Origin of the sequence: Paenibacillus sp. LBL, from assembly GCF_029893715.1 — a bacterium.
In the GTDB taxonomy this organism is placed as follows: Bacteria; Bacillota; Bacilli; order Paenibacillales; family Paenibacillaceae; genus Paenibacillus_AQ; species Paenibacillus_AQ glucanolyticus.
In genome coordinates this window covers 950894-969037 of record NZ_JARXYU010000001.1, presented here as the reverse complement: position 1 = coordinate 969037, position 18144 = coordinate 950894, and the positions used below count along the sequence as shown (strand labels likewise).

The window sequence follows — 18144 nt, the reverse complement described above, 5'->3', positions numbered from 1 at the left end:
ACCAGGGAATGATAGGAGGCGAACTTGGGTTTTACTCGCAGTTAGAACAAAAGTGCAACGAATATTAGAAGCCTTTATACTGAGGCTCTTCCTGTTCAAGCTGCTGGACTCGCTGTGCCACTTGGTCTACGACTTGTTGTGTCTGTTGTGCGGCAGTGGTAAACAGAGTTTTAGCATTTTGGTCTTGTGTAGACAACGCAAATTGCTCAAGGCTGGCCTGAGCGCTTTTCAAGGATGAGAGACATGTTTTTACATCGGATGCTACAGTCATTTTTATCACTCCTTTCATGCATCATAATGTACTCATTTTCTCTCAGATCATGCATGATGGGGGAACAGGAAAATAATGGTGTAATTTCTATGCGTAAATTTGACAATAATCTATAAGGTGATCATTGAACAAAAAGATGGAGGAGGGTCATTTATGCCGCAATGGCTTGAAATTGTACTTCGTACATTATGTGCCGTAATTGTGCTGTTTCTGATGACAAAATTGCTTGGAAAACGTCAGGTCACACAATTGTCTTTTTTCGAATATTTGACCGGAATTACCATTGGTAGCTTGGCTGCCTACATATCCATGGATTTAAATACGAACTGGTATTTGGGACTGATCGCGTTGGGGGTATGGGTCTTATGCTCTCTTGCTATCGAGTTTTTGCAGATCAAGAGCAAGAAGGCACGTGATTTCATAGACTTTAAACCAACCGTGCTCATACAGGGTGGAAAGATTCTTGAGGAAAATATGAAAAAAGAGCGCCTGTCCACTGATGAGATCATGCAGCAGCTTCGAAAAAAAGATATTTTTCAACTGGCTGATGTGGAGTTTGCCATTATGGAATCCAGTGGGGAGATCAATATCCTGCAGAAGCGGGAGAATCTCCCGTTAACCCCTAAGCATTTAGGCATTACGGTGGCTCCGGAGAAACCGCCGCAGGTTGTTGTTATGGACGGGAATATCATGGATGAGCCCCTGCGAGTTATGGGTTTTGGCCAGAATTGGCTGCTGGATGAGCTGGATAAAATAGGAGCCAAGTTGAAGGATGTTTATTTTGCCCAGGTTGATACGTACGGCACACTTACCGTGGATTTGTATGACGATCAGATTCAGGTTCCCCAGAATGAGGAGCGCAAGCTGTTGTATGCAAATTTAAAAAAATGCCAAGCAGATTTAGAGCTGTTCAGCCTTAGTACCAAAAGTAAAAAGGCGAAAAAAATGTATGAAGAGAGTTCAAAGCAGATCGAGCAGATTTTAGCTCAAGTGACGCCGATTCTTAATACTTAGTTGCATCCCAGAGTCATATTTGCGTAAAAATCGGAATAGGATATTTTGTGTATCACAAAAGGAGCCGGTTGCCGCCGACTCCTGATACAGCGGACTGTTGCATGCAGGGCGGATGATTGCTTGCTCCAACCAGACGTAAGAAATAGATTCATCTGTACAAGGGACGGGTCTATTTCTTATTATGGAAAGCAAGGATCGAAACGACCAGAGTGGCGAACGAAATCATCAAAGCCAATGCCTCATTCACGCCCATGCCTATCACCTCCTAGATGCCACCCTTGCCAGCTGGTCTACTGTACTATATAATATGCCAATTGCTTACAATAAAAGAACCTTTTGTAGGAAGCGCTTTCACAAAATTTGGTTTTTTGTTGGAAACTTTGATAATAAAGCTGAAAACAGATCTTCTCAGAAAATGGTTGACATGTATTGGATGGGAATATATTATCAAATACACAACAACAAGACGTGAAATTCAGTAGTTCATACGAATAAAGGGTATTCGGGAATCGACTGGGCCTCCGGAGATTCAACGGATTTAGCAAATCAGCTAAACCGTTGGATCTTTTTTTATTCCCTAAACACCTACTATTCACATGAGAATTATGAAATTTGATGAATGGAGTGGATGCTCATACGCGTTCTGGGACAACCGTTCGACTCAGCACTATGCTGTAAATGACTATTATCCGAACCGCAGGGTGGCTGAGCGGGTATCGATTATCGGCGACCGGCCTTATTAAAATCGTGTTTCATGGAATGAAAACTATAAATAAGGAGTGCAGAGTCTATGAGTATTGGGGTTAAACAAGAAACAGATACATTAGAGGTACGGCCGATTGGCGGCCGCGTTGGAGCCGAAGTGAAGGGGATCACACTGGGTGGAGATCTGGATCAGGCTGCGGTCCAGTCTATTCGAGCGGCCCTTCTTAAACACAAGGTGCTGTTCTTCCGAAATCAACAGCATCTGGATGATGAGGGACAAGAAGTCTTCGCGGATCTGCTCGGTGAGCCCTTCGCACATCCTACGGTGAAGACCAAAGAGGGAAGCCGTTATATCTTGGAGATCGATTCGCATCATGGCGGACGCGCCAATGCATGGCACACGGATATTACATTTATCGATGCATATCCCAGCATTTCTGTACTTCGTTCAGTCGTAGTGCCTTCTTCCGGTGGAGATACCGTATGGTCCAATACCGCAGCTGCCTATGACAGTCTGCCGCAAGAGCTGAAGGAGCTGGCAGAGAAGCTGTGGGCGGTTCACACGAATCTGTATGATTATGCCGCAAGACGTCCGGAAGCCTCGGAGGACAGCGTGAAGGAGTATCAGCGCACATTTGCATCCACCGTCTATGAGACCGAGCACCCCATCGTTCGCGTTCACCCGGAGACCCGGGAGAAATCGCTTCTACTAGGGAGTTTTGTCAAGCGATTGCTTGGAGTATCCGCAGCGGAATCGTCCCGATTATATGAGCTGTTTCAAGGCCACATCACCAGCCTGGAAAATACGGTGCGTTGGCACTGGGCAGCAGGGGATGTAGCCATCTGGGATAATCGCTCGACCCAGCATATCGCTGTTAATGACTATGGTGAACAGCACCGCATCGTTCGCCGCGTTACGCTTGCCGGAGAAGTGCCGTACAGCGTGGACGGCCGGCAGAGCAAGACCTATCTGAAAACGCCTAACATCCAGGCTCAGTAGAAGCAAACGTCCAGCTGGATATAAACAAGGAGAGAAGCAGCCATGGTCCTGATGAAGTCATCACACTTTAAGTTCATGATAGTCCTCTTATTCATGCTGACACTGCTGATATTTGCAACAGGGTGCAGCAGCAAAGCCTCGGAGGCGGGGGAGGGGGAGAAGGAACCGATCGTTGTCCAGCTGGCGATTAATGGGGGAACCAATTTATTTACGGTCATCAAGGAGAAGGGCTGGCTTGAAGAGAGCTTCAAGGCTCATCACGCAACCGTGAAATGGAGCGAATTCCAGAGCGGTCCGCCGCTGCTGGAGTCACTGGCAGCCGATCGAGTGGATATTTCACTTCTTGGTGACGGAGCAGCTCTGCAAGGCCAATCCGCAGGCCTTCCTTTTGTTAATATTGGATTGATCAGTAATGGAGCGAGACTGAATGCCATACTGGTGCCAGCGAATTCGCCGGTGCAGCGTGTGGAGGATCTGAAGGGCAGAAGAATTGCCCTAGCCAAAGGGACGACCTCCCATGTGTATCTTCTGAAGGTATTAGCCAAGTATGGATTATCCGAGCAGGATCTGGAGATTGTCAATTTACAGTTTACCGACGCACTGCCCGCTTTCACTACGGGGAAAGTAGATGCATGGGTTGCTATTGATCCGTTTACGACTCAGCTGACACGGCAAAAAACAGCTGCTATTGTGGCGGGTCCCGAACAGGGAATTCTCGCGCCGGTCGCGCTGATTGCACGTACCGGTTTTGCGAAGGAGCACCCGGAGCTTGTGACGGAGTTTCTTCGGGTGTATAAGGAGGCGATTGTCTGGCAGAATGAGCATTTTGATGAAATGGCCCAGATGTTTGCCGATGAGAAGAAGATACCGGTCGAAATCCTGAAGGAGGTATTCAGCAACCAAAATGCGGAGCTTACACCGATCACGCGGGATGCTATTGCAACCCAGCAGGCTTCGGTCGAGATTTTGGAGGCAAGCGGATTCCTGAAACAGCCGATTCAATATGAAAAGTATGTTGATAACTCGTATATAGAGAGGCTGGGGCCTTGACAGGTCATATTAAGGAAGGAGAGAGCGGCATGATTGCCGCTCTCTTTTATGTTTCATTGCCAAGCAGGGACTACGGATTGTCGAGCAGTAGTTTTAAGCAGGCTTTTGTTTCTGTCTGGGCTTCTGTCTAGCCTTATGTTTATGTCCACGTCTGCGAAACAGGGAGGCTATCCAGTAGAAAATGGGGATGAACTCCATCAAAATAAAGAACACCGCCATCCCGAAGGAATTGAAATCCCCCATAAATCGGATCGGATTCTGCGAATACTGATATGCGATTACGATAGCGGTTCCCCCGATGATGGCAATCAAGGGACCGTCCATATGGTTTAATTGAAACAGCTTGGCAAGACATCTTGCACTGATATGGATTAAAAAAGCGCTGTGCAGGAACATGGAGCTGCTCCACAGACCGATCATCAGCGGATCCGAATTTCCGAGGAATCCACTGGCTGCCCGCATTAATTCAACGAGCGGATACTGAAGCTCACGGCCCAGATAAGGGCCGAAATTCAACAGCGTGGATGCCCATTGGAGCAGCATGCCGATGGTTACCAGCAGCCCGGCTGCCGCCAGGTTTCGAAACGATCTTCGATCAAACTTGAGGTAGGGCGCGAGAAAGAGGAATACGATCCATTCCGCAAAAAAGGAGAGGCAGAACAGGGCATCCTTAATCGTTGATCCGTAATTGTGATGTCTGACCATCGCAATGGCCATATCGAAATGAGCTTCCTTGAAGAAAAACATATTCATAAACACAATGGCAATCACAATCACGATAAACAACCCATCGGATATATAGATCATGGTTTCCAGGCCCCAGCGTGCGGATATGGTTACGACCAGGCCCACGATAAGGAGGACAAACCATTGCGGGGTTTCACGCATGTAATTGGTGTCAAAGAATAACGTGAAACCTTCTATATCCATCCCGATATAATTAATGGCCCAGAACATTACCAGGAAAACAATCGGAAAGTGAATCCACTTGCTAACCAGCTGGCTGCCGAAGTCGAGCCATGGCTTATGCGGATCCCAGAGCCCGACCTTTACGGTAAACCACAGCAGAATCAAACTCAAGGCATAGCCCCCCAGTATGGAAGCCCAACCTAAATAGGCTGAATTCCACAGTATGGGACTGATCAGAAAGCCAGTGGGTATGGCGTTGAGATAAACAAATCCGAATCGGAACAGCTGCCAGGGAGTATTACGCATGAGGATTCTTACATCCTTTCCGTTTTTTCTTATAACTTATCAAGCCAGCCAAATAACCAGATGATCAGATGGTTTGGGGTTAGCCATTCGTGAAAATAGAGGGCGATTACGTTCCAGGTCGTAAAGGCCGCAATAAGAACAAGCATCGTCCATTTTTCACGGGGGGCTTTTACTTTATTCTTCGCAATGAACCATTCAACCAGGGCATAAGCTAAGAATAAGAGTGCCAGCATTCGGACGTGCCTCCTTATTTCGGTTTCATTTTGAGCGTTGTACCGAAGTTGCGGACCCGAATGTCCGTGACGACCTGGATCTCAACCTCGTTCTTGTAGTAATTCGCCCATTCGGAGCGAACCTTTTCCCAATGGTCAGGATAGTTCCAGTCTACCAGCATGCCTAACTGCAGAATATCGGAGCCCACCCTTTGCGAAGTCCTGAGCGCTTTTTGCAATTCGCTTTTGACCATGTCATTGAGCTCTCGCTCGATAATTCGTTTGGCTTCCAACGTGTCCAACTGCTTCTGGTTCCGCTTGTAGATGACATCTCCGATTCCCAGCAGCTTAATCGTGAATACCGGATGACCAGAGACCATGCGGACGGATTTCTTGGAGTTTGTCGAGATGAGAAATACGCTGGCTCTTCCGGCTCCTTCATCCCAGGAAACGGTATACAGCGGCCCTTTCACTTCGTTTACGGCCCAACTGACAGCCAAGGACTCCTGCATGGGGAGTGTGGTGAGAAGCTTGTGGTTATGAAAAATGGCTGTGCCTTGAATCCCGGTCCAGGGCTCCAGCTTTTCCTGGTCGGCCACCATCGGTTTTTTTTGCGCTGCCAAATAGGTCAAGGCATATCCCTGGTTAGCGGATTCAGCATACAGGCAATCCTTCAAGGTTGTATTGATCATGTTATGTTGAGTAGCAAACCGGATGAGCACTTCGGAAGGCATTTGCTCAAACACCGGTGTCAGCTCCGCGACTTTTTTAGCATCGCCGGGTGCAACCATTAAGTATGTACGCAGGTTTGTTGTTGGTTCCCGCTGAAGCCAGTCCATCAGATCCTCAAGTCCCGCCTCGGCATAACTTTTGCCAACGACAACCACTTTGGTGTGACTGAAGTCAAACCGGCGGGAGAGATCCCGTTGAATAAGATGCAGGGTATCCTGCACGGTGGTGGACGTTTTGGTTACCATGGCATAAGGATCTCCACCGCCATGTCCTCCCGCTTGTCGACCGGATGTGAGACGGTTCGGCAGGGGGGCGCTGATGGTCACCTCAACGGTTCCCTTTTGCTTGCCCTCATTGATGTACATGGCAAATACGAAGGTTTGTTCATTGATTTCAACCTTGGACAGGCTGAAGCCGCAGCCTGTCAGCAGAATGAGGGGAAGCAGAATTTTGAACAATTTGAGTAGAGGCATGCTCACTTTCGTCTCCTTAAATTGTTGGATGATGCATAGGCCTTTGGCCTGTTCTTCATCAGCATGGATGGTGCCCGCAAGAAGGTATCCTTCCATTCGGATATTACGAGTGGCGCCACTGGCTGCAGATACGGCGTGTTAAACGACTTCAGCGAAGCCATGTGTCCATACACGAGAAAGGCGGCGGCAAATACACCGATGAGGCCGAGGGTTCCCCCAAGAATCAGTATCGGAAAGCGCAGCAAGCGAAATGCTAGCCCAAGCTCGAAGTGCGGGATAATATAAGAAGCGATGCCCGTTATCGATACCACGATGACCATCGGATTGGATACGATACCTGCTTCAACCGCAGCTTGTCCAATGACGATGGCGCCGATAATGGATATGGTCTGTCCAACAGGCTTGGGAATCCGTGTTCCGGCTTCTCGCAGCGCTTCAAACGTCAGTTCCATGATCAGCGCTTCGGCCAGCGCGGAGAACGGGATATTCTCACGGGATGCCGCAATGGTAATCAGCAGATCGGTTGGTATGATGGATGGCTGAAACGTCGTGATCGCGACATACAGAGAGGGCATTAGCAATGATATAACGGCGAACATGAACCGGATAATCCGTATCCAGCTGGAAGAGAAGAAGCTGTGGTAGTAGTCCTCAGACGACTGCAGCAGCGAAAACAGCGTCACGGGCACGATGAGTGCCGAGGGTGTCCCGTCCTGCATGATGCCAACTCTTCCTTCAAGCAGGGAGGCAGCTACGGAATCCGGTCGTTCCGTATATTGAAACTGCGGGAAGGGGGATTTCACGCCTTCTTTCATCTGCTCCGACAAGGTGCTGATCCCGAAAGTCCCGTCAATGGATATGCTTTTCAACTGACGATCTACCTGGGATACGATTTCGGGTTTGCATAAACCGTCCACGTATACCATATATACGGCTGTCTTTGAGTAATCGCCGATTTGATAACGGATGGTTTTTAAATCGGTATGCTTGATTTTGTGCCGCAGCAGCGATAAGTTCGTGCCGATATCTTCAATAAAAGCTTCCTGCGGGCCATTCACCACCAGTTCGTTCTGCGATTCCGAAACCGCTCGTTTCTGATACAAAACAATATCAAACAAATAGCTCTCGGTCAGCCTCTCGACAATCAGTACGGCTCTGCCTTCTACAATCATGTTGGCAATGTACTCGGCCGAGGCTGAGCGCTCAAAAGGAACCGAAAGTGTATCTCCGCGATCCATACAGTCAATGAAGTTATCGAAATTATGCTGTACCTGCGCGGCTTCCTTGATAAGGGGTTTAACAATATGTTCGTGCAAGGTGCTGATGTCCACAATCGATTCAATATAGATGATGGTGCATGTCGATCCATGGATGCGTAAGGATTGATAGATGACATCTTCGCAATTCTCAAGACGGTTCTTGACGTTAAGAAGGAGTTCGTCCTGTACTTTCGATTTCATCCGTGCTTTCCTCCCTTGCTGGTAAGTAGTGAAGGCTCATCCTCTTTAGAATGCCGTACTCTTAGCAACTTATACCGAAATTTCCAGAGAATTTGTCAAGGGGGCTGGATTTGGTCAAGGCACAAACAAGGGGATTTCTATATAAAAAAGCGCCGGAGTGGAGTTCCGGGCGCTTATACATGAAGGGTTCATCTTATAATTTTGGATTTACCTTTTCGAATGGATTGCTTGATTTTCTGAAGCAGGGGTTTGCGGTAAACCGAGAGCATGATGCGCAGCAGAATATAGAGGATCAACGTAGACAGGACGCTGTTGATGAGGGCGCCTACAAGGAAGTTAACACCCATATGCCCTAATCTGCCAAAATGATCGGTCTCGATAATATAATCCGTTTCAGGTACCGGAACCGTAAGGGCATCTTCAATTTCAAATGTTTTGGGAAATGTGGTGAACAGATGCACCAAGACCCCGACTCTGTAGTTTAAATAGAACAGGATGGGCCATAGAACGGACCCGGCCGTGGCTGCAAGGAAGGCCGAGGGGATATTACCCCGTACCAGACGAGCGAGCAGCGGGGCCAGCAGCAGATCAATGCCAAAAGTTGGATACCAGCAAGGAAAGAAGCCAACGGCAAAGCCGAGGGCAATCCGATGATCGCTATTTTGCATGCGGAGGGTTCGGAGTATATAGTATTTCAGTCGTCGAATGTATTTAAGAAGCACAACCGTCTCCTCCTGCAGATACTGATACGATAAAGAAGTGTTTCGATATCATATATAGCATGGAATGGATTCTATTTATAATAGGAAGAACTTTCATGAATTATATAGCAGGTGCTTGTAAATCGTCAATCTGTAGAGCATTCATTCCGTCTATATACATGTGTGGAATATTACTTTGACACGCATAGTAATATGCGTTATACTATACCTATTCCGCCAGTGGGAGGTTCAGGAGCTTGATGGAGTCATTACATAACAGTGATTTGATACGAGGAAATATTGATACATTTATTCTGTGCGTGTTGTTGGACGGAGATAATTACGGCTATCAGATCATCAAGGAAATCTTATTGCGAAGCGGGAACCGGTTTGAGCTCAAGGAACCCACCTTGTATTCCAGTCTGAGAAGGCTGGAGAAGCAGGGCTTGATACGTTCCTATTGGGGGGAAGAAACCCAGGGGGGAAGGCGTAAATATTACAATCTTAGTCAGGATGGACAGGAGCGTTTAACACAAAATCAGGAAGAGTGGAAGGCTGCACGGGAAGTAATCGATGTTCTGATCGGTAACGGAAGGGAGCTGAGACAGCAATGACAAACCGGCATGATCTTGAGATCTTTGTCGACCGCCTATTTGCGAATCAACGTAGAACCAAAGAGGTTGTAGAGCTGAAGAATGAGGTTCTCAGCAATTTAGAGGCACGGGTGACAGATTACATGGAGAATGGTATGAATTATCAATCAGCTATCAGCCTGGCTATTGACAACATTGAGGATATTGAGTTCTTAATTGACGATAATCAGAAGATATACAGCTACCGCTACCGTTACGATTTGGTTCAGAGCGCCTTGATTTATTCCTTGCTGGCCTGGATTGCAAGCATCCCTGCCCGGATTCTGCCGAGTGGTATAGCGGTGAATGGATTACTGCTTTGTCTTGTTGTGCTGAGTGGGGTGGTTTATCTCTCCATGTCACGACATTTGAAAGTATATGAGAAGCAGACGGCGGTCATTAACGCAGGCAAGCTGTTCAAATGGAGCAAGGCAGCGTGGGGACTGTGGGGGATTTTTGTCATCGTGGTTTCGGCTTATTCCTTTGCGATGCAATTCGGAAGTGATGTATGGTTTGGAAGGGAATTGCGGATAGACGGCCCGTATTCTTTTTACGTTACTGTTCTGCAATATGCGATTCCATTAACGTCGATTTTCATTCCACTGCTGATCCATAAAGCCTGTAAGCTGACGATTAAACATGAGGTGAATGTGCAATGAGTAGAAAGAATATGCTGATTATTGTATTGCTGCTTATTGGCATAGGGGGCATGATTGCGCTGGAAGGATATATCAAGCCTCGGGCGCATGCCCAGGCCATCCAGTACGAAGCAGAACAGAATGATCCGATGACGCATGATATTCGTAATTCATTAAGTTTTGCCAGTCCCTATATGGGGAATGCAGGGAATTTCATAAATCTGAATGCTTCGCTTCCGTTGCGCGAGATTGGGCGCACCTTCCAGCTGTACCCGGAGGAACGGACGGCAGAGCTGCGTTTTCAAGCAGGTGCCAGAGCTCTGAAGGAGGAGAAGCTGAAGGAGTTTCTCCTGTATAACTCCACTGCAAATTTTGTGATGATTGATAATCTGGAGAAGCTGATTTTCGCATTCGAGGACCAAGTCTTCAGCATTTCCAGGGATAAAGTAGAGACATGGTATGGCAGCACGGGAAGTCTTGCTTCATTAAGGGATGCTAAGACGTGGGAGACGGAGGTGCAATCTCGTCTGCAGGATGCAGAGTATGTCAGCGATTACGTAGAGAAGCTGGTCGAGCAGCAGGAAGCATTGTAAGAGATCGGATGAGTGAGTTGAGGGGCAGAGGAGCTTATGATGGATTCAACATTATGGCTCCTTTGCGTTTGAGGCGGACCTTAGCCGTTTATGGAGCGTGTTGTACCGCTTCTCCAGCAGCGCTGGTGTTTGCGGGAATTGTCTTTGGAGCGGACGGTAAGGAGACATCCCAGATTGATCTGGCCGAGAATCCAACATGAAAAATAATTGACGACAAAAATAGACGATGCTATAATCCTACTTAACATATCGGAAATAATATAATTAAGGAATTCTTCATCTACCGGACAACCGGAGATGCATCCTTGGATCATCATGATCCAAGGTGTGTCTCCGGTTGTTTTTGTATACCAGACAATACAAGGAGGCTGTAACTATGCAGTACAGGACGTTTGGCAGAACGGGAGTGAAAGTGTCGGAGGTTAGTCTCGGGACCATGGCGTTCGGCCGACGGATCGATGAAAGGGCCTCGGCTGCCGTTTTGGATCAGGTACTCGGGATCATAAACCGAGGTTTGTCGACCAGATCACTGGAGGCACGGCAGGTGGCGCTGTGCCTCTTTGTTGTTTTTCCATAGATGAAGGCCATGGAGTCTTGCCAGGGCTCCGCATCATAGGAAACATTTTTTGTGACGGGAGGGATATCAGGTGAAGGAAATGGCCTTTGAGTATGTCGACATGAAGTACTGCATTCCTTCAGATATGGAGAGAAAGAGCGGAATATGGATCCTCCGCACGGGTCGGAGCATTGCCAAATCCCATTATTATGTTGGTCCCAAGGTATCGGAGAACTATTCGCTGCATTTTGTTCTAAATGGAAAGGTCTCACTGGTCTATGGGGAGGAGGAGGTTACCTTGTCAGAAGGGGACGCCTTTTGTTTGTTCCCTCATATCAGGTACAGCTACTGGGAATCGAATCATCATCCGGAATTTCCGCTCCGTACACATTCGGTCACACTCAACGGAGAGTTTGCGGTCAGCGCTTTGAACCGAATTGGTCTGCATCCGCATAAGCCCTTTATTCGCAACGCGATGAAGGCAGAGCTGCCGGGGGTGTTGAATCAAATCTACGAATGTGTGGATGACGATACGCTTGGCAGCGAGTTTGCACGCCAGAAATGGGTGTATCATCTGTTTGAACTGCTGTCTGGCGCCCCGGCCAAAAAGGGGACCAGATCGAACTGGCTTGAGCAGAGTCTGCATTATATGGATTCCCATTACATGGAGGGCATTGCGGTTACGGATGTTGTTGATCATGCGGGCGTACACCGAACGCATCTCTATTGTGAATTCATCCGGGTACACGGCATCAGTCCAAGTCATTATCTAATGAAGCTGCGGATGGAGCGGGCGGCGGCGCTGCTGACAGAAACGGATGTATCCGTCACCGAGGCGGCTTTTTCGCTGGGATACTCCAATCTGCATACGTTCTCGAGAGCGTTCGCTAAATACCATCACACGTCACCAACGGCTTATCGGCAGCAATATGTTCTGGTGCCAACCTAGATATGCTTCTTGAGGTGGCTGTATAAGGCTGTGACAGGGGGGATCAAGCGACCTGTGGCAGCCCTTTTTCGCATGTCTGACTGAGGATAACCGTTAAATAGTGCAGTATTATCATTGAAATGGCTAGGATTTACTAAATATTTACATGTAGGATAAAGATGAACAACCAATAAGTTACACCCATATCAACTATTTTAACGAAAGGGGGCCTGTTTTCCTTCAAGATTCCCGGAAGCATAGAAGCATCGTACTTGTATTCTATTCATTACATTTCAAGGAAGAGGTGTTGTTCATGAACATGCTAATGAATTTCAGAAGGAACATGACGGCCGTGCTTACGGCAGGTACCCTGTTATGCGGATTGCTGTTACCTATTCAAGCGTCGGCTGCAGATGTGGCTTTTAACGAACCGCTGAATGGAACGAACCCTAACCTGTTCTATACCTCCGATGGATGGGGAAATGGCCCGGATTTCGGTGTCGGCTGGAAAGCGGCTAACCAGGAATTCTCGAATGGCATTATGGCTCTGCGACTCGACAAGGCAGGCTGTCCTGCCAGCTGCTCAGGGAAAAATTATGCTTCCGCCGAGTACGCAACAAACGTCAAGTATGACTATGGCCGGGTCGAAGCGCGGCTGAAAGCAGCCAAGGGAACGGGACTCGTCACGAGCCTCTTCACGTATTCCGGACCAGGGACCGGCACGTCCAACGACGAAATCGACATTGAAATCCTGGGGAAAGACACCACGAAGATGGAAACCAATTATTTTACGAATGGCGTAGGTCAGCATAGCACCATTATCAACCTGGGATTTGATGCCTCCCTCGATTTTCATAACTATGCGTTCGAATGGTCGCCAACGTCCATTAAGTGGTATGTAGACGGCCAATTGGTACACACGGAGAACGGCTCGCGCGGTGCGCTGCCGACAAGCCCGGGCCATATTATGGTCAACTTATGGTCAGGTGCGGGGCCAGCTGAAATATGGACGGGGAAATTCAATTACCCGGGCACTCCGGTACGCGCTTACTACGATTGGATTAAATTCACCCCGGCAAACTAACGTTCCGCAGATGGGGGACGATGAAAGCTAACTCGGAAGTTTTTGGTGTCAATAAGCTGTTCCTTGTCAGGAATGACATTCGGGACAGCTTTTTTTATTTACAACTATGGAATGTGGATGATAGAGTCTTTGACAAACAATGTATGTGTGCAGCGCTTACATAAATAAACGATTGCGGAGGGGTTTAGGATGCCGTCTATCATGCGGGAAGAAGCGATTCCAAAAGAAAAAGTAAAATTAGCTAAGAATTATCCGATTTTTGTCGTCGATACGATTGGCGTGACGAGCCCCTATCAGAAGCTTCATTGGCATAATGTTCTGGAGATTAATTATATTAAAGCCGGGACGGGCTACTACATCATCAACGGGCAGAAATTTGAGTTTCAGCAGGGCGACGTGCTGCTTATCAACTCCAATGACCTTCACTGCGCCTATGAGACCCAGGATCTTGTCATCACGGTCATTACGTTCGATTCGACCTGGTTTATCCATAACCTCCGGTTCGACCCGGAGCTGTTCAGTCCGTTCCGCGAGATGGGCAAGCATTACACGAATCTGATCCACCGCGACCATCCGGCCATGGACAAGCTGCATGCACTTCTGTTTCAGCTCCAGGAGGAGCATGAGAGGGAGCAGCGTTCCTATGCTACGGTTGTTTACGCGCTTCTGCTGCAGTTTCTGGCTACCGTAAACCGGGAATGCCGGCAGGTGGGGGACAACGGAGGCGAGCCCAGCATCAGCGAGCGCCAGCTTGAGAAGATGCGCCAGGTCATCATGGTCATGGAACAAAATTTCGCGCATCCCTGGACACTGGAGGAGCTGGCATCACTCGTCTACCTCAGCCCTTCCAGGTTCAGCGAAATATTCAAACGCGCGGTTGGCATGCCGCCGCTGCTGTACCTCATCCATATTCGGCTGGAGCAAGCCGTCATGATGCTGGAGGCAGGTCATATGAAAGTAATGGATGTTGCCCTGGAATGCGGCTTCCGCACGCTGACCAATTTTAATCGGCTGTTCAAAAAGCACATCGGCATGACGCCGAAGGCTTCACAAAAGCAAAATTCCTAAAAACCAGTGATATAGTGCTGGTTTTTACTCGTTTTAGCAGAGAAATGAGCCTGGTGCAGGCGATACAATGAAGTGGCAAGCATCTCAGAGTTATGTCAATAAATCTAACACAAAGTTAAAAGGGGGAGATGCCCATGCCGCAAGCCGAGATCCATCGCAAGGCAGAGCCGCACAGGAAGAAGGGCCGCCTGCACCGCTTCCTGAAGCAATGGGATATTCAGCTCATGGTGCTTCCGGCTATGATGTTCATTCTTGTCTTCAGTTATATTCCGATGTATGGCGTGCTCATGGCATTTCAGGATTACAGTTTGTTCAAGGGATTTTTGAATAGTCCCTGGGTGGGCTTCAAGCATTTTGACATGTTTTTCGGAGCGCCGGAGTTTTGGACCATTATGCGGAATACCCTCGTTATTAGTGTGCTCAAGCTGTGCATCGGGTTTCCGGCGCCGATTCTGCTCGCGCTGATGCTGAACGAAGTCGGGAGACGGTCCTTCAAAAGAATCGTCCAGACCATCAGCTATCTGCCTCACTTCCTGTCGTGGGTCATCGTATCGGGCTTTGCGATCTCCATCCTGTCTACGGATAACGGCAGCCTGAACATCCTGCTGCAGAGTCTGAATCTGATCGACGACCCGATTAACTTTCTGTCGGAGCCGAAATATTTCTGGAGCATCTTAACCGTGACCAACGTGTGGAAGGAGATCGGTTTCTCATCCATCGTGTATTTAGCGGCTATCGCGGGCATCAATCCCCAACTGTATGAGGCAGCCTCGATTGACGGTGCAAGCCGATTGAAGCAGATCTTCTCCATTACGATTCCGTCCATTATGCCGATCATCGTTGTATTCTCGATTCTGGCCATTGGCAATTTCCTGAATGCAGGCTTTGAGGATATCTTGCTGCTGGCGGGCAATCCGGTATTGCGGGATGTCAGCGATGTGCTGGACACGTATGTGTACCGGATTGGCATTCAGAACAGCCGATTCTCCTACGCGACCGCGGCAGGCCTGTTCAAGGCCATCATCAGCGTAGTGTTACTGGCCGGGGCCAATTACTGGGCCCGCCGATCGGGGAACAGCCTATGGTAGGGAAGAAGGGGGAGAGATTCATATGAGGCTGTCGAACGGAGATCGGTTGTTCGTTGGCATCGTCTACGGCTCGCTGGCTTTGCTTGCATTTATTGCGCTGTATCCATTCTGGAACGCCGCCGTCATCTCGTTTAACTCGGGGACCGATACGATGCAGGGCGGGATTACATTCTGGCCGCGCGAATTCACGCTTGAGAATTATCGTGTGGTGTTTAAGGATGAGCGGCTGATTGACGGGTTCATCATCTCGGTGTTTCGCACGGTAACGGGCACCCTGCTCTCCATTGTGGCAACCGCCATATTTGCCTACGGCATTTCGAAGCGTGAATTAATGGGACGCAGCTTCTATATGGTAACGTGCATCGTGACTATGTATTTCAGCGGCGGTCTCATTCCGAACTACCTGCTCATTCGGGAGCTGGGTCTGATGAACTCGTTCTGGGTTATGGTCATACCCGGCATCATCAGCGTATGGAATATGATCATCTTCCGGACGTTCTTTAAGGGCATCCCGCCCGGACTCGAGGAGTCGGCTCATATCGACGGTTCATCGAACTGGGGGGTATTCTTCCGAATTGTGCTGCCGCTCTCAGGTCCGGTCATTGCGACGCTGTCGCTGTTTACGGCTGTATACCACTGGAATGACTGGTTCGCTCCCAGCATTTATATATCCAATGCGGATCTGCTGCCGATCCAGACGAAGCTCCAGCAGATACTCAATGCCAATATCATGATGGAGCAGATGCAGAATATGGACGCTGCTGCGCAAGGCCGAATGAGCGCAATGAAGGCCGTGACCACCAAGTCGTTGTCCATGGCTACCATGATGGTGGCAACCGTTCCGATCCTGTGCGTATACCCGTTCGTTCAGAAGTATTTTGTTAAGGGCGTATTGATCGGTTCTTTGAAGGAGTAGTTCAAGCCAGCCAACAGGAGGGTTTAAAGCGACAGCTTTGACCATAGATGAATCGTGAAGGGAGCACTGGGAATGAAAAAAGGGGAAAAGAAGCTTCTGTCTGCCTTGTCAGTCACACTTGTCATCGTCATGGCTCTAATGGGATGCTCGGGTTCAGGTGGCAATACCGCAAGCCCGAAGAGTGATAGCCCAAGCTCGCAAAACAATGAAACACCAAGCACGGGGGATGCCTTTGTGCTGGGGGAGAAGCCGCTCGAGTTCTCGTTCTACGGCCATTATGACTGGTATACGATGCCGGATTGGGGTGCAGATCTTGCCACGAAGTGGATCCAGGAGAATAAAAAGGTCAACGTCGTGCCTGTCAGCTCCGGTGGTGTTGCCAAGAACAAACTCAGCACCATGATTGTGTCCGGGGAATTGCCGGATGTCATCTGGATGGAACCGGGAGCGGAGGTCGAGAAGCTGCGTTCCGAGGGAATGCTGGTGCCGTTCGATGATTATTTGGATAAATATCCAAACTTAAAAAAATGGGCCGGAGAGTCCACCCTCGAATTGCTTCGTTCTCCGGACGGGAAGCTGTATCAGTTCCCGAACTGGTATACAACGCAGCCCAACGGCAACGCCGGTTATCTCGTCAATAAGAAGATTTACGAGGAGCTGGGCTCGCCAAGCCTGGAAACGCCGGATGATCTGTATGCTTATCTGAAGCAAGTGAAGGCAAAATATCCGGATGTTGTGCCGCTGGAGGTCGGTCAAGCGGCCGCGGGTGTGGACATCATGGTTTCCGCATTCGCAGAGAATCGTCCTTATACGTTCAACAGCATGATTGCCGTACCGCAAGGGGATCAACTCGTATCCTTGTTCACGGACCCGGTCTATCGGGAGCTGCTGCAGTATATGGGCCGTCTGTACCGTGAGAAGCTGGTCACACAGGACGCCTTCACACAGAAGCTGGAGCAGGTTGAGCAGAAGATTCTGAATGGCAAAGTGGCGGTTTATGTGGCATCCAGCCCGACGGAGTTCGGCTCCAAGGGCAATAATCTGCTGAAAGCGCAGGACCCGGATGCAGGTTACATTATGGTATGGCCTGTACACAAAGCGGAACTGGATCGCAATAAAATTTACCCGGGCGATTACAAGCAGCTCGGCTGGAATGTCAGCGTCATTACGAAAGCGGCCAAAGATCCTGAGGCGATCTTCGCGTTCCTGGACTGGTTCACAGGTCCGGAAGGCCAGCGTACGATCATGTGGGGGCCTGAAGGGCTGTACTGGGATGGAACGGATGAAGAGGATATGCCGCTCTTCACCGATAAATTCACCAGCGATGCGAAAGGCCGCGATGAGCTGATGAATGCCACTGTCAACTTCCAATGGAGCGGCAACACGGTGTACGTGGACAACTCCAAGATGAAATTCGAGTCCACGCTGCCGCCGGAGAAACGGAACTTTGAGACGTATTGGCAATCCGAGATTACCTGGAAGACGCAGATGAATACAACGGAATACGTCAACCTTGATCCTGCAGGCGATTCGGAGGAAGGCATCATTGCACAGCGTGTGTTCGAAATATATGAGCAGGCCAGAGCAAAAGCGATTAGCTCAACGTCCTCTGATCAGGAAGTGCTCTCGCTTCTGGACAAGGCAGAGGCGGATGCACAGAAGGCGGGTTACGACAAGCTGTTGAAGTACAAAACAGCGAAATGGCAAGAGAACAAAGAGAAGATGGCAGTATCGAAATAAACGTCATGGCAGGAAGCCGCCTGATTTGAAGGATCCCAGGTTGACGGCCGGGAGGCTTGGCGGGACGG

20 protein-coding genes and 2 pseudogenes are annotated in these 18144 nt (G+C 48.9%); 15 read left to right on the top strand and 7 right to left on the bottom strand.

Features of this window, described 5'->3' with window-relative positions; all coding sequences use genetic code 11:
• Positions 1-64: 64 nt before the first annotated feature.
• Positions 65-271 (bottom strand): DUF1657 domain-containing protein, encoded by a 207-nt coding sequence (locus tag M2277_RS04730; RefSeq protein WP_006212152.1) that lies wholly within the window; start codon positions 269-271, stop codon positions 65-67.
• A 153-nt stretch (positions 272-424) separates the two neighbouring features.
• On the opposite strand from M2277_RS04730, the gene M2277_RS04725 reads away from it, so the two are divergent.
• Positions 425-1285 (top strand): DUF421 domain-containing protein, encoded by an 861-nt coding sequence (locus tag M2277_RS04725; RefSeq protein WP_006212151.1) that lies wholly within the window; start codon positions 425-427, stop codon positions 1283-1285.
• A gap of 169 nt (positions 1286-1454) precedes the next feature.
• Here the strand turns inward: M2277_RS04725 and M2277_RS31690 are convergent, their stop codons facing one another.
• Positions 1455-1538 (bottom strand): putative holin-like toxin, encoded by an 84-nt coding sequence (locus M2277_RS31690; RefSeq protein WP_223260591.1) that lies wholly within the window; start codon positions 1536-1538, stop codon positions 1455-1457.
• Positions 1539-1905: 367 nt separating this feature from the next.
• Between M2277_RS31690 and M2277_RS04720 the strand changes: the two are divergent.
• From M2277_RS04720 to M2277_RS04710, 3 genes and pseudogenes are all read left to right on the top strand, one after another.
• Positions 1906-2028, top strand: a pseudogene (locus M2277_RS04720) (taurine dioxygenase); the annotation flags it as partial.
• A 47-nt stretch (positions 2029-2075) separates the two neighbouring features.
• On the top strand, positions 2076-2990 hold the full coding sequence (locus tag M2277_RS04715; protein ID WP_280754271.1) for a TauD/TfdA dioxygenase family protein: 915 nt from the start codon (positions 2076-2078) through the stop codon (positions 2988-2990).
• 42 nt (positions 2991-3032) lie between these two features.
• Positions 3033-4040 (top strand): NrtA/SsuA/CpmA family ABC transporter substrate-binding protein, encoded by a 1008-nt coding sequence (locus tag M2277_RS04710; RefSeq protein ID WP_280754270.1) that lies wholly within the window; start codon positions 3033-3035, stop codon positions 4038-4040.
• 93 nt (positions 4041-4133) lie between these two features.
• Here M2277_RS04710 and M2277_RS04705 read toward each other — a convergent pair whose 3' ends face one another.
• The 5 genes from M2277_RS04705 to M2277_RS04685 all read right to left on the bottom strand — a co-directional run bounded on the left by M2277_RS04705 (position 4134) and on the right by M2277_RS04685 (position 8854).
• Positions 4134-5255, bottom strand: coding sequence for a GerAB/ArcD/ProY family transporter (locus M2277_RS04705; RefSeq protein ID WP_006212148.1), 1122 nt, complete (start codon positions 5253-5255; stop codon positions 4134-4136).
• 29 nt (positions 5256-5284) lie between these two features.
• On the bottom strand, positions 5285-5488 hold the full coding sequence (locus M2277_RS04700) for a hypothetical protein (RefSeq protein ID WP_006212147.1): 204 nt from the start codon (positions 5486-5488) through the stop codon (positions 5285-5287).
• Positions 5489-5502: 14 nt separating this feature from the next.
• Complete coding sequence (locus tag M2277_RS04695; protein ID WP_006212146.1) at positions 5503-6672, bottom strand: Ger(x)C family spore germination protein; 1170 nt, start codon at positions 6670-6672, stop codon at positions 5503-5505.
• Between the two features lie 2 nt (positions 6673-6674).
• Positions 6675-8132, bottom strand: a complete 1458-nt coding sequence (locus tag M2277_RS04690) for a spore germination protein (RefSeq protein ID WP_063480405.1) — start codon at positions 8130-8132, stop codon at positions 6675-6677.
• A 188-nt stretch (positions 8133-8320) separates the two neighbouring features.
• The gene (locus M2277_RS04685) at positions 8321-8854 is read right to left on the bottom strand and encodes a DUF2062 domain-containing protein (protein WP_036643416.1); all 534 of its coding nucleotides are present in this window, start codon (positions 8852-8854) and stop codon (positions 8321-8323) included.
• A gap of 236 nt (positions 8855-9090) precedes the next feature.
• Between M2277_RS04685 and M2277_RS04680 the strand changes: the two genes are divergently transcribed.
• The 11 genes and pseudogenes from M2277_RS04680 (at position 9091) to M2277_RS04630 (ending at position 18076) form a co-directional block, all read left to right on the top strand.
• Positions 9091-9447 carry a PadR family transcriptional regulator gene (locus M2277_RS04680; protein WP_040680952.1) on the top strand — a complete coding sequence of 119 codons (357 nt, stop codon included), beginning with the start codon at positions 9091-9093 and terminating at the stop codon, positions 9445-9447.
• Complete coding sequence (locus M2277_RS04675) at positions 9444-10124, top strand: permease prefix domain 1-containing protein (RefSeq protein ID WP_148246624.1); 681 nt, start codon at positions 9444-9446, stop codon at positions 10122-10124. The genes M2277_RS04680 and M2277_RS04675 overlap by 4 nt, the downstream gene beginning before the upstream one ends.
• On the top strand, positions 10121-10696 hold the full coding sequence (locus M2277_RS04670) for a DUF4825 domain-containing protein (protein WP_148246625.1): 576 nt from the start codon (positions 10121-10123) through the stop codon (positions 10694-10696). The genes M2277_RS04675 and M2277_RS04670 overlap by 4 nt, the downstream gene beginning before the upstream one ends.
• Before the next feature lie 8 nt (positions 10697-10704).
• The gene (locus M2277_RS04665) at positions 10705-10896 is read left to right on the top strand and encodes a hypothetical protein (protein WP_148246626.1); all 192 of its coding nucleotides are present in this window, start codon (positions 10705-10707) and stop codon (positions 10894-10896) included.
• Between the two features lie 176 nt (positions 10897-11072).
• Positions 11073-11192 (top strand): annotated as a pseudogene (locus M2277_RS04660) (aldo/keto reductase); the annotation flags it as partial.
• 160 nt (positions 11193-11352) lie between these two features.
• Complete coding sequence (locus tag M2277_RS04655; protein ID WP_280754310.1) at positions 11353-12201, top strand: helix-turn-helix transcriptional regulator; 849 nt, start codon at positions 11353-11355, stop codon at positions 12199-12201.
• 292 nt (positions 12202-12493) lie between these two features.
• Positions 12494-13264, top strand: coding sequence for a beta-glucanase (bglS, locus tag M2277_RS04650; protein ID WP_280754269.1), 771 nt, complete (start codon positions 12494-12496; stop codon positions 13262-13264).
• 189 nt (positions 13265-13453) lie between these two features.
• Positions 13454-14332, top strand: coding sequence for an AraC family transcriptional regulator (locus M2277_RS04645; protein ID WP_006212135.1), 879 nt, complete (start codon positions 13454-13456; stop codon positions 14330-14332).
• 134 nt (positions 14333-14466) lie between these two features.
• Positions 14467-15420, top strand: coding sequence for an ABC transporter permease (locus M2277_RS04640; RefSeq protein WP_006212134.1), 954 nt, complete (start codon positions 14467-14469; stop codon positions 15418-15420).
• A 22-nt stretch (positions 15421-15442) separates the two neighbouring features.
• Entirely contained in the window at positions 15443-16336 is an 894-nt protein-coding gene (locus M2277_RS04635; RefSeq protein WP_006212133.1) for a carbohydrate ABC transporter permease, read from the top strand.
• 72 nt (positions 16337-16408) lie between these two features.
• Entirely contained in the window at positions 16409-18076 is a 1668-nt protein-coding gene (locus tag M2277_RS04630; protein WP_063480537.1) for an extracellular solute-binding protein, read from the top strand.
• Positions 18077-18144: the final 68 nt, after the last annotated feature.